This is a genomic window from Actinomyces acetigenes, from assembly GCF_031296635.1.
In the GTDB taxonomy this organism is placed as follows: domain Bacteria; phylum Actinomycetota; class Actinomycetes; order Actinomycetales; family Actinomycetaceae; genus Actinomyces; species Actinomyces acetigenes.
Genome location: NZ_JASPFC010000027.1, coordinates 1 through 15,777, shown reverse-complemented (window position 1 = coordinate 15,777; position 15,777 = coordinate 1). Strand labels below are relative to the sequence as shown.

General features: G+C 69.5%; 7 protein-coding genes. 1 reads left to right on the top strand and 6 read right to left on the bottom strand.

Annotation, left to right across the window (positions count from 1 at the left end; all coding sequences use genetic code 11):
• Nucleotides 1-117: 117 nt before the first annotated feature.
• The 4 genes from RIV14_RS10290 to RIV14_RS10275 all read right to left on the bottom strand — a co-directional run bounded on the left by RIV14_RS10290 (nucleotide 118) and on the right by RIV14_RS10275 (nucleotide 5,814).
• Nucleotides 118-291, bottom strand: coding sequence for a hypothetical protein (locus tag RIV14_RS10290; RefSeq protein WP_178387921.1), 174 nt, complete (start codon nucleotides 289-291; stop codon nucleotides 118-120).
• A 36-nt stretch (nucleotides 292-327) separates the two neighbouring features.
• The gene (locus RIV14_RS10285; protein ID WP_075373516.1) at nucleotides 328-852 is read right to left on the bottom strand and encodes a hypothetical protein; all 525 of its coding nucleotides are present in this window, start codon (nucleotides 850-852) and stop codon (nucleotides 328-330) included.
• 214 nt (nucleotides 853-1,066) lie between these two features.
• A complete protein-coding gene (locus RIV14_RS10280) occupies nucleotides 1,067-3,301 on the bottom strand; it encodes a beta-galactosidase (RefSeq protein WP_075373517.1) in 2,235 nt (744 codons plus the stop codon).
• A 71-nt stretch (nucleotides 3,302-3,372) separates the two neighbouring features.
• Nucleotides 3,373-5,814 (bottom strand): sialidase family protein, encoded by a 2,442-nt coding sequence (locus RIV14_RS10275; RefSeq protein WP_075373518.1) that lies wholly within the window; start codon nucleotides 5,812-5,814, stop codon nucleotides 3,373-3,375.
• Between the two features lie 148 nt (nucleotides 5,815-5,962).
• Here RIV14_RS10275 and RIV14_RS10270 point away from each other — a divergent pair, with 148 nt between their 5' ends.
• Entirely contained in the window at nucleotides 5,963-6,919 is a 957-nt protein-coding gene (locus tag RIV14_RS10270; protein WP_075373519.1) for a DUF4862 family protein, read from the top strand.
• Between the two features lie 125 nt (nucleotides 6,920-7,044).
• Here RIV14_RS10270 and RIV14_RS10265 read toward each other — a convergent pair whose 3' ends face one another.
• The gene (locus tag RIV14_RS10265; protein ID WP_075373520.1) at nucleotides 7,045-10,998 is read right to left on the bottom strand and encodes a DNA-directed RNA polymerase subunit beta'; all 3,954 of its coding nucleotides are present in this window, start codon (nucleotides 10,996-10,998) and stop codon (nucleotides 7,045-7,047) included.
• Nucleotides 10,999-11,178: 180 nt separating this feature from the next.
• Nucleotides 11,179-14,700 carry a DNA-directed RNA polymerase subunit beta gene (gene rpoB, locus RIV14_RS10260; protein WP_075373521.1) on the bottom strand — a complete coding sequence of 1,174 codons (3,522 nt, stop codon included), beginning with the start codon at nucleotides 14,698-14,700 and terminating at the stop codon, nucleotides 11,179-11,181.
• Nucleotides 14,701-15,777 lie beyond the last annotated feature (1,077 nt).

Sequence of the window (15,777 nt, the reverse complement as noted above, 5' to 3'; positions counted from 1 at the left end):
TGTAGACGCCGCTACCTCCACGTGATGTCCTGTTGAGCAACTACCTTGTAGTCACCCCCGTGACACCGCCCTACCGTTGAAAGCTCGCCACCAGGCGCTTTCGATCCCCCTACTGCCTCACGTCAGGGTTGTGCTCGAAGAGGAGGCCTGGCTACTCAGCCGGTCGGTGCCCACGACTCCGGCCATCTCAGTGGCCCGGTCGGAGTGGTTGAGCAGGAAGAGGACGTCCCCACGCCGCTGGGCCTCGACGCCGTGGGCACGAGGAACCCAAGGCCCCTCCGAGAACCTCACGACCACCGCCCCTCGCACGGCAGCACCGTTACACCGTTACGACACGATGTCCTTGGCTGAGCGAACGGTCTTGACGATCTCATCACGCCAGGGAATCGGGACGCCCAGGCCCTCGACCTTGCCAAGCACCGTGTCGACCTGCTCGGGCTCCACCCTCCCCGCGTACTTCAGAGCCTGATCCATCGTGTGGTCCTTCAGCGCCGAGGTGCCGTAGTGACCACCGGCCGTCATCGCGGCGGCGGGGAGAACCAGTGACGCTAGGACCAGGACAGCCGCCATGGTCCTGGGGCGGGTCCTGACCATTGCGACGATGGAGATGACGACAGCAACGAAAGCCAGGAAGGCACCGGTCACCACCACCGCGACGGACGGCCAGCTGATCAGCCTGGCCCCTTGGAAGATCACGTCGAATACACGGATCGAGGCGAGGAAGGCGTACGAGCCCACCCCCAGAAGCGCACAGGCCAGGGCCACCATGACGATACCCGCCCAGAGTGCCCGGGAGCGCCGGGGCTCAGGAGACGTGGTGACGGCTGTTCCCGGTGCGAGCCGCGCAGACATGTCAGGGGCGACCCTCTCCCCTTCTTCCGAGCCAGTGACCTGAGAGCCTGCAAGAGGCAAAGGCGATAACGACGGTGGGGAGGAAGCAGACATGGGACGCTCTTTCGGAGGTGAGGACACGTCGAACCTGAACGGTGCCGACGACGTGAGTGTGGCGTTCCTTCGGCTTGCGAGGAATGGAAAGGCCTCCCCATGAAACAGCGTCGGGGAAGCTCTAACGCACCACGAGCGCCGAGCGCGGGGGCACGATCACGTGGCCCGTGCAGGACCCACCGGTCAGCAGGTCGGTGCCCACGACTCCGGCCACCTCAGCGGCCCGGTCGCAGTGGTTGAGCAGGAAGAGGACGCTGCCGCGCCGCTGGGCCTCGACGCCGTCGGGCAGGTCGGTGACCACGGGTCGCAGCCGGGCGTGCGCGCACACCAGTGTCAGCAGGGCGGCCCGGCTGAGGGCGTCGAGGTCGGCGGCCACGTACCAGCCCGCTCCTGCGCCTTCAGCCACCCGCCGGGTGATGGCGGGCCGCCCGGCCAGGTCCGCTCCCCCACCGCGGCCGTCGAAGACCGCGACGACCTCGACCGCCTGGCGGCCCTGCCCGGCCTGAGTATCCTCGGCTGCCTCCTTAGGCGTCTCATCGATACGGAGCTCCTCGGCCCAGCCGCCGGCTCTCAGGTCGGGAGTGGGCGTCCCCATCCGGTCCAGGACCCGGCGCAGGGGCTCGCTGACGGCCTCCAGTCCCGTCCAGGTCTCTGCACCGGGTGTCCCGACGGCGCGGCTGAGACGGTTGACGAGCGCGTCTCGGGGATCAGGCTGCTGGACCTGACCGGTCAGGGCGGCGTGATCGGTGACCCGCACCCCCAGCAGCGGCCGCAGGGAGCCCAGGTAACCGCCCAGGACAGCACCAGCGTTGGCGTCAACGACCCCGGTGGGGCCGGTCACGATGACCTGGGCGCCCGCGGCGACCGCTTGCTCCAGGTGCCCAGCGAGCTCGGGGCGGTCGATGAACACAGCGGGAACGATGATGAGGCGATAGCCCTCCAGTCTCCGGCCCACCGGGACGATGTCGGTGGCGATCCCGGCCTCCCACAGGCTGCGGTGCCAGGCGCGGGCCGCCTCGAAGCGCTCGCCGACCTCGACCGGACCGATGGCGGTGCTCAGGGCCCACTGGCTCTCCCAGTCCAGGACGAGGGCCGCCTCAGCCGGCACCGGCTCACCCAGGACCGGCCCGAGGCGTTTGAGCGCCTGCCCGGTACTCACCGTCTCCTCCCAGGTGCGGCTGTCGCACCCGGCGTGGGGGACCATGCCGGAGTGGAAGGTCTCGGCGCCCTGGCGGGACTGGCGCCACTGGAACTGCAGGATGCCGTCGGCGCCGTGGGCCACACGGGCCAGGGACCACAGGAGGAGCTGACCGGGGCGCTTGGGCGAGTTGCGCCTGCGCCACTGGACGGCGCTGGGCGCCTGCTCCATGAGGATCCAGGGGCGCCCTCCGGCCAGGCCCCGCATGAGGTCACCGGCCCAGGCGACCTCGTGGGCGGCGGCCGGGTCGGCGGGGTCGGGGTAGGAGTCGTCGGAGACGATGTCGAGGGCCTCGGCCCAGCGCCAGTAGTCGGTGGCCGGGAAGTCGCCCATGAAGTTGGTGGTCACCGGCCGCGTTGAGCGCTCCCGCAGGATGCGGGCCTCGGCCTCCATGAGGCTGCGCAGCTGGTGGTCGCTGAAGCGCCTCCAGTCCAGCATCTGGGCGGGGTTGGGGAAGGTGGGCATGGCTGCCGGCGGGGTGACCTGCTCCAGGCTCGCGTAGCGCTGGGACCAGAAGTCGGTGCCCCAGGCGGCGTTGAGGCACTCGACGTCGCCGTAGCGCTCACCCAGCCAGTCCCGGAAGGCCCGGGCGCAGGCGGGGCAGAAGCACTCGGCGGTGTGGCAGCCGTACTCGTTGCCGATGTGCCACATGACGACACCCGGGTGGTCGCCCAGGCGTTCGGCCAGCGCCGCGGCCAGGGCGGCGGAGCGCTCCCGGTAGACGGCCGAGCTGGGGCAGTACTGCTGGCGCGAGCCCAGGCCCAGGCGCACGCCGTCGGCGTTCATCGGCAGGGACTCGGGGTGGTCGGTGGCCATCCAGGCGGGCGGGGAGGCGGTGGCGGTGGCCAGGTCGACGGCGATGCCGGCCTCGTGGAGACGGTCGATGATCTCCACCAGCCAGTCGAGCTCGTAGACGCCCTCGCGCGGCTCGAGGCGCGCCCAGGAGAAGATCCCAAGGGAGACCAGGTTGACGCCGGCCTCGGCCATGAGCTCGAGGTCCTCGGCGAAGGTGGCCTCATCCCACTGCTCGGGGTTGTAGTCGCCGCCGTAGGCGGGGCTGGTCAGTCCCAGCAGCTCGTGCGGGGCGCGGCGGGGCGTGGCGGCACCCGGTGCCTGCTCGGGCCGGGTCGTGGAGGCTGAGGGCGAGGGGATCGTCATGGGACGATTCTCTCCCACCTCTGCCCCGCCCTGTGCATCGCGGGCACCCGGGTCGACGGGGCCGGGCGGGCTCAGCTGATGGTCGAGTGCGAGCTCGTCAGCCAGGCAATCGGCACAGTGGTGAGGAAGAGACCCTGCCACTCGCGCTCCCACAGCAGGGCGATGTCACCGCTGGGCAGCTGGGCCATGCACTGGTAGACGTAATGGCGCGGGTTGACGACCCGATTGTGGGGCCAGGTAGCGCCGTCGTCGTAGCTCAGGCGCAGGACGCCGCAGCCGCGGAAGGGCAGCATCCGCGAGGCGTTGGCGAAGACGATCCCCCGGCCGGCCGCACCCTTGACGCCGTCAGTGACGCCATCGCCCTCCCCGGCCGCTGCACCCTCCAGGCCAGTGACGGCGATGGCGTTGGGCTGGGAGAAGATTTCGGGGAGCTGCTCGTCGTAGTCGACCTCCCCCCAGGTGACGCCCCCGTCGTGGGACACGGCGTGGGCGACCCTGCCCGAGGGGTGCTGGTTGCGTGCCCACACGTGCACGGCACCGTCGGCTCCTTCGACGAGGACGGACTCGTACAGGCTGGCCCGCTCATCGGCCAGGTCCCGGGAGTGGACGACGGCGCCCAGCACCTCGCGTCCGTCATTGGGTGAGGCCCCCAGGGTCCAGGTGGTTCCGCCGTCGTCGGAGTAGATGGCGGCGCAGGACAGGTAGCCGGTCCCGCCGGCCTCGTGGCTGTAGTAGACGGGGGCGAGGATGCGTCCGGCGTACTCCGGCGCGGTCAGCTGGATGGCGTTGCCGGGGCCGGTACCCAGGAAGCACATCCAGTCGGCCTTGACCTGGGCGGTGATGTCGATCGGCTCGGACCAGGTGGCGCCGTCGTCGTCGGAGGTGATCATGAGCAGGTGGGAGCCGCGGTGCTGGAAGAGGCAGTTCTCGGGGGCCTGCTCGTGGGCGAGGTAGATGCTGCCGGCCGCCCGGCCGCCCAGGAGCACGTCACCGGCGCGCGCCCCGGCGGCATCGTCGTCGCTAACGACGACGCGGTAGTCGGTGGCCTCGCCCGCGGCGGTGCGGACGCTGCCGTCGGGCTCGACGGCGAAGAGCTCGCCGGCGCGGTTGTGCAGCACGCGGCGCCCCTGTTCATCGAAGCCGGTGCCGACGGTCGCGTTGGGCTGGCCGATGCCGCCGGGGAACTGGTCGACCAGGCAGATGACGCGTCCGGTGGAGCGGTCCTGGACCAGGACGGAGTCGATGAGGCTGGCGCCCAGCGCCCCGGTGCCCGGGAGGCTGAGCAGGGTGCGCATCTCCTCCCAGGTGGCACCGCCGTCGAGGCTGCGGCGCATGACGAGGTTGATGTCGTTGGGGGCGTCGTTGGGGATGGAGACGCGTTGGTCGGCGCCGGCCAGGATGACACCGCTGTCCAGGGTGAGCAGGGAGGGGATCCGGTAGGACCGGGCGCCGTGGTAGCCGGTGTCGAACAGGGCGCGCGTAGGCAGCGGGGCGGCTGCGGCCAGACGCTTGACCTGGGCGTCGGTGAGGGCGGCGTCGTAGATCATGGCGGTCTGCGCCTCGCCGAAGAGGCGCCTGCCATCCAGGTCGGCGCCCACGACGACGCGTGTCACCGGCGCGATGTCGGCCAGGAAGGCGCTGCCGGGGACCAGGGCGACCTGGTAGCCGTCGACGTGGATCTCCACCGCTCCGCGCCCCGAGGTGACCACGACGTCGTGCCAGGTCCCGTCGTCCCAGTGGCCCGGGGCCCGCGCCTCGATGAGGGGCTCGGTCTCGGGTGAGTCCTCGCCGGGAAGCACCCGGTAGCTCAGGCCTCCCGCGTCGATGTCGAGGTGCAGGGTACCGCCCTGGCCGCTCGCGGCGATGATGGTACCGGCCTGGCCGCGGCCGCGGGTGCGCAGCAGCGCCCGGATGGAGCCGGTGGCCAGGGCGCCGGTGCGGCGGGCGTCGCGGGCGGAGAGCTCACTGGCCGCGAACTGGACCAGCGGGGTGGCAGCCAGGGACTGGGCCATGACGGCGCGGTCGCTGAGCGGCTCGTCCCAGGCGGCCAGGCGGGTGACCGTGGCGATGCCGTCGGGGTCGATGCGCACATCGGTCAGCCCGATCTGGGAGAGGAAAGCGGTCAGCGTCGTGGAGAAGCACGCGTAGCCGTCGGCGTAGAGGTGGGTGCCGGTCTCGTTGACGGTGACGGCGATCGTGTGGGGGCGGCCGTCGTCCAGGCCCAGGGCGTCCTCGGCGTCGAGTACCCGCCGCTGGATGTCGCTCTCTCCCCCCGCTCCGGGGCTCTCCTCCGGCAGGCCGACCGCACCGAGGACCTGCTCGCCGTCGAGGCGGCCTGCGCGAAGCGACAGCGTGATCCGCCCGTTGGTGCCGGTGAACGCGATGAGGGTGGCGTCGGCGCGGGCGGCGACATCGAGAAGAATCGTGCCGCGCCCGCAGGCGGCCAGGGCAGCGACGTCCTGCTCGCTGAGGCTCAGGGGGGAGGTCTCGGATCCAATGAGATCGAAGAGCATGGGGAGGTCCTTCGTGCCGGCATCAGCGCTCCACCGGCGTTGCACGACCGGCAGTGCCGTGCGCGACGGTGCGCCACCACACATCCAGTCATATGATGTCTGACGTATCGCGCACTGTAGCACGATCCCTGAACCTCAAGGAGACCACATGCCCGCCACCTCAGAGAATCGGACTGAGGCACCCGCCCAGACCCGCACCGTGCCCTTCGTCGTCGGCGCCTACCCCATGCTTCCGCCCGACGACGAGGACCGCCGCGGGGCCGCCGCCCTGTACGCCGCCCTGGGCGACCTCGGCTGGGTCGACGGTATCGAGCTGCCCTTCCGGGAGGCCCTGGACGCACCCGAGCCATGGCTGGCCGAGCAGCTGGCCGGACGCTTCGACCAGTGCGTCGTCACGGCGATCCCGGGAACCATGGGGCGCGCCGGGGCCGATCCCGTCTTCGGACTGGCCTCCCCCGACGACGACGGTCGCGCTCAGGCGCTGGCCTACACCCGCTCGCTGCTGGAGGCCGTCGACCGTCTGCACGAGGCCGCGGGCGAGCAGCTCGTCACCCGGGTGGAGCTGCACTCGGCGCCGCACCACCAGGCCACCCCTGAGGCCTTCCACGCCTCCTTGAGCGAGCTGAGCGAGGACTTCGCCTCCCGTGGCCTGGGGATGATCGTGGAGCACTGCGACGCCGAGGGCGGTGTGGGCCCCTCGGAGAAGGCCTTCCTGCCACTGGCCCAGGAGATCGCCGCCTGCCGGGACACTGCCGCGCTCATCACCGTCAACTGGGGGCGCTCCGTCATCGAGACCCATGACCCGGCCACCCCGGAGAGCCACGTGCGCGAGCTCGTGGAGGCGGGAGTGCTGGGCGGTGTCATGATCTCGGGCGCAGGGCCTGAGAAGACGCAGTGGGCCTGGGCGTGGGCCGACGCCCACCTGCCGCTGGCCGAGCACGAGCCGACCAGCTGGCTCACCCCACAGCGGGTGGCCGCCACGATGCGGGCCGCCGACGGCGCCCAGGTCTACGAGGGCCTCAAGATCAACACCCCGGCGAGCGCCTCCCTGGAGGACAAGCTCGCCTGGGTCAGCCGTGTCCGCGAGACCATGCTCGGCGCCTGAGTCCCACTCCTCCGAACCCGGCTTCTCCAAGCCCAGCCTCTGACGGCGTTCGGCCCGCTCCCCTGCTGGGGAGCGGGCCGAACGCTATGCGAGCCTCAGGTCCCGTGGACCCGGTGGGGGCTCGGTCAGAACTCGACGTCCTCACTGCTGGAGAAGCCGGTGCGGAAGTCGTCGGAGAAGTCCGCACGCAGGTCCCCGCCGAAGTGGAAGTCGTCCAGGGCGACGGGCTCGCCGAAGACGCCGTCTCCCAGGTCCACGCGGGAGAAGACCTCGGCCTTGACCTCCTCGGTGGGCTCGACCTCGATGTCCGAGTAGCGGGCCAGGCCCGTACCGGCGGGGATGAGCTTACCGAGGATGACGTTCTCCTTGAGGCCCAGCAGCGGGTCGGACTTGCCGTTCATGGCGGCCTCGGTGAGCACGCGCGTGGTCTCCTGGAAGGAGGCGGCGCTCAGCCAGGAGTCCGTGGCCAGCGAGGCCTTGGTGATTCCCATGAGCTCGGTACGGCCGGTGGCGGTCTTGCCACCCTCGGCCATGACCCGGCGGTTCTCGGCGCGGTAGTGCATGACGTCCACGAGGTCGCCCTGGAGGAGGCGGGTGTCCCCGGAGTCCAGCACGGTCACGCGGCGCAGCATCTGGCGCACGATGACCTCGATGTGCTTGGAGTGGATGTCCACGCCCTGGGAGCGGTAGACCTCCTGGACCTCCTCGACGAGGTGGCGCTGGGTGGCGGCCACCGAGCGCAGGCGCAGGACCTTCTTGGGGTCGACCGGCCCCTCGGTGAGGGCCTGGCCGGGCTCAACGTGGTCGCCGTCGCCCACCAGCAGGCGCTGACGGCGCGAGACCGGGACGATGACGTCCTCCTCGCCGTCGTCGCGGGTGATGACCAGGCGCTTGCCGTCGGCGTCGTCCTCGATCTTGAGGGTGCCGGCGGCCTCGGCCACGGCGGCCTCGCCCTTGGGGGTGCGGGCCTCGAAGAGCTCCTGCACACGGGGCAGACCCTGGGTGATGTCGGCGGCGCCGGCCGCACCACCGGTGTGGAAGGTACGCATGGTCAGCTGCGTGCCGGGCTCACCGATGGACTGGGCGGCGATGATGCCGACGGCCTCACCGATGTCGACGCGCTTGCCGGTGGCCAGCGAGCGGCCGTAGCAGGCGGCGCAGGTGCCGACGTTGGAGTCGCAGGTGAGCACGGAGCGCACCGTGATCTCCTCGATGCCCGCGTCGATGGCGGCCTGGATCTCGGCGTCGCCTAGGTCGGCGCCGGCCTCGATGATGAGGTTGCCCTCGGCGTCGATGGCGTCGCGCGCCAGGGTGGTGCCGAACACGGTGGTGCCCAGGATCTCCGAGGGCTCCTTGATGCGCTCGTCGCCGGCGTCGATCCAGGAGAAGATCCGCTTGGTCAGGCCCTTGCGGGTGCCGCAGTCCTCCTCGCGGACGATAACGTCCTGGGAGACGTCGACCAGACGTCGCGTGAGGTAGCCGGAGTCGGCGGTACGCAGCGCCGTGTCCGCCAGGCCCTTACGGGCGCCGTGGGTGGCGATGAAGTACTCCAGGACGCTCAGGCCCTCGCGGTAGTTGGACTTGATCGGGCGCTCGATGAGGCGCTGCTTGGGGTCGGCCACCAGTCCGCGCATCCCGGCGAGCTGGCGGATCTGGTCCCAGTTGCCTCGGGCCCCGGAGACCACCATCTGGTAGACGGTGTTGCGCTGCGGGAAGTTCTCGCGCATCGCCTCGGCGACCTCGGCGGTGGCCTTGGTCCAGATGTCGATGAGCGAGGCGTAGCGGTCGTCCTCGGTGAGGGCACCGAGCTCGAACTGCTCCTCGATCTCGGCGGCCTCGTTCTCGTAGCGCACGAGGATCTCCTGCTTGGCCTCCGGGGAGACGACGTCGGCGAAGGCGACGGTGATGCCGGACCAGGTGGACCAGTAGAAGCCGTTGGCCTTGAGGGCGTCCAGGGAGGCGGCGACCTCGACGCGCGAGTAGTTCTCCGCCAGGGCGTTGACGATGTTGCCCAGCTGCTTCTTGTCCACGACGTAGTTGACGTAGGGGAAGGTCTCGGGCAGCGAGGTGTTGAACAGGGCCCGGCCCAGCGAGGTGCGCAGGGTGATCGGGTCGCCCTCGCTCCAGCCCTCGGGCGGCTGCCAGCCCTCGGGCGCGGCAATGCCCTCCTCGAAGCGGATGTCGCAGGCGGCGTTGACGTGGAGCTTGCCGAAGTCGTAGGCCATGACCGCCTCCGCGAAGGAGGAGAAGGCCGGGACGACCTCGTTGCCCTCGGCGTCGCGCTCAACCTCGACCGCCGGGTCGGGGTCGGAGGTGAGGTAGTAGGTGCCGATGATCATGTCCTGGCTGGGCATGGTCACGGGGCGCCCGTCGGAGGGCTTGAGGATGTTGTTCGAGGACAGCATGAGGATGCGGGCCTCGGCCTGCGCCTCGGCGCCCAGCGGCAGGTGGACGGCCATCTGGTCGCCGTCGAAGTCGGCGTTGAAGGCGCCGCACACGAGTGGGTGCAGCTGGATGGCCTTGCCCTCGATGAGCTGGGGCTCGAAGGCCTGGATGCCCAGGCGGTGCAGGGTGGGGGCGCGGTTGAGCAGCACGGGGTGCTCGCGGATGACCTCGGCCAGGACGTCCCAGACCTTGGGGTTGGCGCGCTCGACCATGCGCTTGGCGGCCTTGACGTTCTGGGCCTCCTTGAGCTCGACGAGCCGCTTCATGACGAAGGGCTTGAACAGCTCCAGGGCCATCTGGCTGGGCAGACCGCACTGGTGGAGCTTGAGCTGGGGGCCGACGACGATGACGCTACGGCCGGAGTAGTCCACGCGCTTGCCCAGGAGGTTCTGACGGAAGCGGCCCTGCTTGCCCTTGAGCATGTCGGACAGGGACTTCAGCGGGCGGTTGCCCACGCCGGTGACCGGGCGGCCACGGCGACCGTTGTCGAACAGGGCGTCGACGGCGTCCTGAAGCATGCGCTTCTCGTTGTTGACGATGATCGTCGGGGCGCCCAGGTCCATGAGCCGCTTGAGGCGGTTGTTGCGGTTGATGACCCGGCGGTAGAGGTCGTTGAGGTCACTCGTGGCGAAGCGGCCACCGTCGAGCTGGACCATGGGGCGCAGATCCGGCGGGATGACCGGGATGTTGTCCAGGACCATCGACTCCGGGGCGGTGCCGGTCATGCGGAAGGCGTTGACGACCTTGAGGCGCTTGATGGCGCGGGTCTTGCGCTGGCCGGTGCCGTTCTCGACGATCTCGGCCAGGGCGGAGGCCTCGGCCTCGAGGTCAAAGCTGCGCAGGCGGGCCTGGATGGCCTCGGCACCCATGGAGCCCTTGAAGTAGATGCCGTAGTCGGCAACCATGTCGCGGTAGAGGACCTCGTCACCCTCCAGGTCACCGACCTTGAGGCTCACGAAGCGGTCCCACACCTTGTCCATGTGCTCCAGGGCGCGCTGGTTGCGGCGGCGCATGGCCGTGATCTCGCGCTCGGCGGTCTTGCGGAGCTTGTCGCGCTGGGAGGCCTCGGCGCCCTCGGACTCGAGCTGGGCGAGGTCCTCCTCGAGGCGCTGCTGGCGCGCCTCGACCTCGGCCTGGCCGGACTCCTCGAGGTGCTTCTTCTTGACCTCCAGCTCGTTGCGCAGCGAGGGCAGGTCGTCGTGACGGCCCTCCTCGTCCACCTCGGTGACCATGTAGGCCGCGAAGTAGATGACCTTCTCCAGGTCCTTGGGCGCGAGGTTGAGCAGGTAGCCCAGGCGCGAGGGGACACCCTTGAAGTACCAGATGTGGGTGACCGGCGCGGCGAGCTTGATGTGGGCCATGCGCTCGCGACGCACCTTGGAGCGAGTGACCTCGACTCCGCAGCGCTCGCAGACGATCCCCTTGTAGCGCACGCGCTTGTACTTGCCGCAGGCGCACTCCCAGTCCCGGGTGGGGCCGAAGATCTTCTCGCAGAACAGGCCGTCCTTCTCGGGCTTGAGGGTGCGGTAGTTGATGGTCTCGGGCTTCTTGACCTCGCCGTGGGACCACGAGCGAATGTCCTCCGCGGTGGCGAGGCCGAGCTGGATCCTGTCGAACACGTTGGCGTCGAGCACAGTTCCTACTTCCGATGGTGAAATCTCATCAGGTGGTGGTCTGGGGGCGTTCCGTCGTCGTTGTTCCATGACTCCGACGGCGCCTGCGAGCCTGGTGGGAGGGCGGGCGGCGGGCTGGCCGCCCGCCCTCAACCGGGGCTCGATGAAGTTGTCACGAAGTCGTCACCAGGCGGTGGCCACTCAGATCTCGTCAACCGTGGAGGCCATGGCCCCGCCCGGACGCCGGCCCAGATCGAAGCCGAGCTCATCGGCGGCGCGCGAGCCGTCGTCGTCGGTGTCGTCCAGGGCGATGGCAACGCCCTCGGCGTCCAGGGCCTCGACGTTCAGGCACAGCGACTGCATCTCCTTCATGAGCACCTTGAAGGACTCGGGGATGCCGGGCTCGGGGATGTCCTCGCCCTTGACGATGGCCTCGTAGACCTTGACACGGCCGTTGACGTCGTCGGACTTGACGGTGAGGAGCTCCTGGAGGGCGTGGGCGGCGCCGTACGCCTCCATGGCCCACACCTCCATCTCACCGAAGCGCTGACCACCGAACTGGGCCTTACCACCCAGCGGCTGCTGGGTGATCATGGAGTACGGACCCGTGGAGCGGGCGTGGATCTTGTCGTCCACGAGGTGGTGAAGCTTGAGGATGTACATGTAGCCCACCGAGATGGGGTACGGGAAAGGCTCACCGGAGCGGCCGTCGAACAGGCGGGCCTTGCCGTTGGGCTCGACCAGCTGCAGGCCGTCGGAGGTCGGCAGCGTGGAGCCCAGCAGCCCCATGAGCTCGTTGTCCCGCACGCCGTCGAAGACGGGCGTGGCCACGGGCGTGCGAGGCTCGGCCTTGATGCCGTTCTCGGGCAGGTTGGCGGTCCAGGCCTCGCCTGCCTCGCGGGCGGCGGTGGCGTCCCAGCCGCGGGAGGCGACCCATCCCAGGTGCAGCTCGAGGACCTGACCGACGTTCATGCGGCTGGGCACGCCCAGCGGGTTGAGGATGACGTCGACCGGGGTGCCGTCGGCCAGGAAGGGCATGTCCTCCACGGGCAGGATCTTGGAGATGACGCCCTTGTTGCCGTGACGGCCGGAGAGCTTGTCGCCGACGGTGATCTTGCGGCGCTGGGCGATGTAGACGCGCACCATGCGGTTGACGCCCGCGGGCAGCTCGGCGTCGTCGGAGGCGGCGTCGATCTCTCGCACACCGGTGACGATGCCGTACTCGCCGTGGGGCACGCGCAGGGAGGTGTCGCGCACCTCGCGGGCCTTCTCACCGAAGATGGCGCGCAGGAGGCGCTCCTCGCTGGTCAGCTCGGTCTCCCCCTTGGGGGTCACCTTGCCCACGAGGATGTCACCGCTGCGGACCTCGGCACCGATGCGGATGATGCCGCGCTCGTCGAGGTTGGCCAGGGTCTCCTCGCTGACGTTGGGGATGTCGCGGGTGATCTCCTCGGCGCCCAGCTTGGTGTCGCGGGCGTCAACCTCGTGCTCCTCGATGTGGATCGAGGTGAGCATGTCCTCGGCGACCACGCGCTGGGAGACGATGATGGCGTCCTCGTAGTTGAGGCCCTCCCAGGTCATGAAGGCGACCAGGAGGTTCTGGCCCAGGGCCAGGTCGCCCTCGTTGGTGGCGGGGCCGTCGGCCAGGACCGTGCCGACCTCGACGCGCTCGCCCTCGGTGGCCACGACCCGCTGGTTGTAGCAGTTGCCCTGGTTGGAGCGGCGGAACTTGGCGACCTTGTAGACGATCTCGGTGCCGTCGTCGTTGGCCACGCGCACGAAGTCCGCGCAGACCTCGGTGACGACACCGGCCTTGTCGGCCACGAGGACGTCACCGGCGTCGACGGCGGTGCGCCGCTCCATGCCCGTGCCCACCAGCGGGGCGTCGGGGCGGATGAGCGGCACGGCCTGGCGCTGCATGTTGGCGCCCATGAGGGCGCGGTTGGCGTCGTCGTGCTCGAGGAAGGGGATGAGGGAGGTACCCACCGACACCATCTGGCGCGGGGAGACGTCCATGAGGTCCACCTGGGAGGAGGGCACGAGGGCCGGCTCGCCGCCGGTGACGCGGCACAGGACGTGGTCCTCGGCGAAGTGACCGTCCTCGGTGAGGGTGACGTTGGCCTGGGCGATGACGTGGCGGTCCTCGTCGTCGGCCGTCAGGTAGTGGGTCTCGTCGGTGACCTGGCCGTCGACGACGACGCGGTAGGGGGTCTCGACGAAGCCGAAGGGGTTGATGCGCCCGAAGGTCGCCAGCGAGCCGATGAGGCCGATGTTGGGACCCTCGGGGGACTCGATGGGGCACATGCGCCCGTAGTGCGAGGTGTGGACGTCACGGACCTCCATGGAGGCGCGCTCACGGGACAGACCGCCGGGGCCCAGGGCGCTCAGGCGGCGCTTGTGGGTCAAACCCGCCAGCGGGTTGTTCTGGTCCATGAACTGGCTGAGCTGAGAGGTGCCGAAGAACTCCTTGATCGCGGCCGTCACGGGCCGGATGTTGATGAGCGTGTTCGGCGTGATGGCCTCGACGTCCTGGGTGGTCATGCGCTCGCGCACCTGACGCTCCATACGGCTCATACCGGTGCGCACCTGCGCCTGGATGAGCTCGCCCACCGCGCGGATGCGGCGGTTGCCCAGGTGGTCGATGTCGTCGTACTCGACGGCGATCTCGGTGATCTCGCCGTCGCGCACGCCTTCGACAGTCTCGGCACCGGAGTGCAGGGCCAGCAGGTAGCGCAGGGCCGCGACGATGTCCTCGATGCGCAGGGTGGACTCGGTCAGGTCCGAGGCCAGGCCCAGCTTCTTGTTGATCTTGTAGCGGCCGACCTTGGCCAGGTCGTAGCGCTTGGGGTTGAAGTAGAAGTTCTCCAGCAGGGTGCGTCCGGCCTCGACGCTCGGCGGCTCACCGGGGCGGATCTTCTTGTAGATGTCCAGGAGCGCCTCGTCCTGGGTGGTGATCTTGCGGTCCTCGTCCAGGGCGGAGGTCAGGGCCGGGAAGTCGGCGAACTCCTTGCGGATCTCCGACTCGTCCATGCCCAGGGCCAGCAGGAAGACGGTGACGTCCTGCTTGCGCTTGCGGTCGATGCGCACCGCGACGCGGTCGGACTTGTCGATCTCGAACTCGAGCCAGGCACCGCGCGAGGGGATGAACTTGACGTTGTAGACGTACTTGTCCGTGGCCTTCTCGGTGGTGCGCTCGAAGTACACGCCCGGTGAGCGCACCAGTTGGGAGACGACGACGCGCTCGGAGCCGTTGACGATGAAGGTGCCCTTGTCGGTCATGAGCGGGAAGTCGCCCATGAAGACCGTCTGGGACTTGATCTCACCGGTGGAGAAGTTCTCGAAGTCCGCCACCACGTAGAGCGGGGCGGAGTAGGTGAGGTCCTTCTCCTGGCACTCCTCCGCCGTGTACTTCGGCTCCTCGAAGCGGTGGTCGTGGAAGGACAGGGCCATGGTCTCGCCGAAGTCCTCGATCGGGGAGATCTCGTCGAAGATCTCCTCCAGACCGGAGGTCTCGGGCAGGGAGCCCGGGTGCGCCTTGTTGGCGGCGGTCATCCGCTCGCGCCACCTCTCGTTACCGACGAGCCAGTCGAAGCTCTCGGTCTGAAGGGCAAGCAGATTCGGAGCCTGCATGGGCTCGGCGATCTTGGCAAAGTTGATACGACGCGACGCGGTACGGGCGGCGATGTCAGCAGCAGTGGGTGCGGAGGTGCGCGAGGCAGCCAAAGGGGGATCCTTCCCTCAGATCGGGGATCACACAACGCACACCGCGAGCACTGGGTTGAGTAGAATCTGCGTTACCGGGCTCACGCCCGCCAGGGTTCCGACGGGTCGGGGCCCGCACGGAGGGCAGATACTCCTCGCACCAATACACACAATGCACGCAAAGCGCTAGCGTACACGGCCCACGTCAAGGACTCCACGCCGATCCTCACCGGATCCTTGCGATTCCCACCACAGTCGCGCATACTGCCCCACCCGTGTCCACCGCGTGACCTGAGTCCCGCAGCGGGCACCATCCTCTGAGCGGCTGCCGGGCCGCCTTGCGCCCGCCCCTTGCAGCCCCTGCGCAGCCAGCCACAACAGCGCCTGCACGTCTCTGTCCGGCCCCGTTCCCCCGACCGACACCGTTGCCGACGTCGGGGACGTACTTTCGGCGCGGCGACTGTGTTCTCCCCCAAACCACTGGGGACGGACCTCAGTCACCTGCGGGACATCGCAGTCCTCGACGCACATGTACGTCCCCGATCCCCACTGTGCTGTCTCCTCGCTTGTGAGACGTGTGAGTGTCATGGCTTCTGAGACGCTCGCTCGGGCGGGACGCCGGGGCAGGCTGGTGGTCCTGGAGGCGAGGGTGGCCTCAAGGCGAGGCATGACGGGGTGTGGGTGTCCATGGTGCTGACATCACAGGCGCACCGGCGCCGCGCGCCGAAGAAGAACCGCAGGATTCCAACGATCCCCACGGGGTGCTTCGACGCCGGGCTCGTTCATGTCAGCGCTGTGGACACCGGGCCGCGCGGGAGTGAGTCCGGGGTTCTTGGTGGCAGAGCCCGGCGCTGTCGCGGTGTGGAACCACCGCCACAGCTGCCTCCGACCCTGCGTCGTCTGCCGCACCCAACCCCCGCCACCCGGGTCCCATCACACGTCACCAACGTCATGACCTCAAACATCGAGCTCTATCTGGCGCCCGCGCGAAGGCCCGCAGGCCATGGTTCGACGCCGACCCCGCCCGCATCGAGCCGGCTCCGCCCCGCTCCTGCCCCGAGTCGGCCCGAGTCGGTCTACTCCACGAGGGTCGGGATC

Coding starts and splice junctions, on each gene's coding strand:
- RIV14_RS10285 (WP_075373516.1), bottom strand. CDS start 852: ATGTCTGCGCGGCTCGCACCGGGAACAGCCGTCACCACGTCTCCTGAG.
- RIV14_RS10280 (WP_075373517.1), bottom strand. CDS start 3,301: ATGACGATCCCCTCGCCCTCAGCCTCCACGACCCGGCCCGAGCAGGCA.
- RIV14_RS10275 (WP_075373518.1), bottom strand. CDS start 5,814: ATGCTCTTCGATCTCATTGGATCCGAGACCTCCCCCCTGAGCCTCAGC.
- RIV14_RS10270 (WP_075373519.1), top strand. CDS start 5,963: ATGCCCGCCACCTCAGAGAATCGGACTGAGGCACCCGCCCAGACCCGC.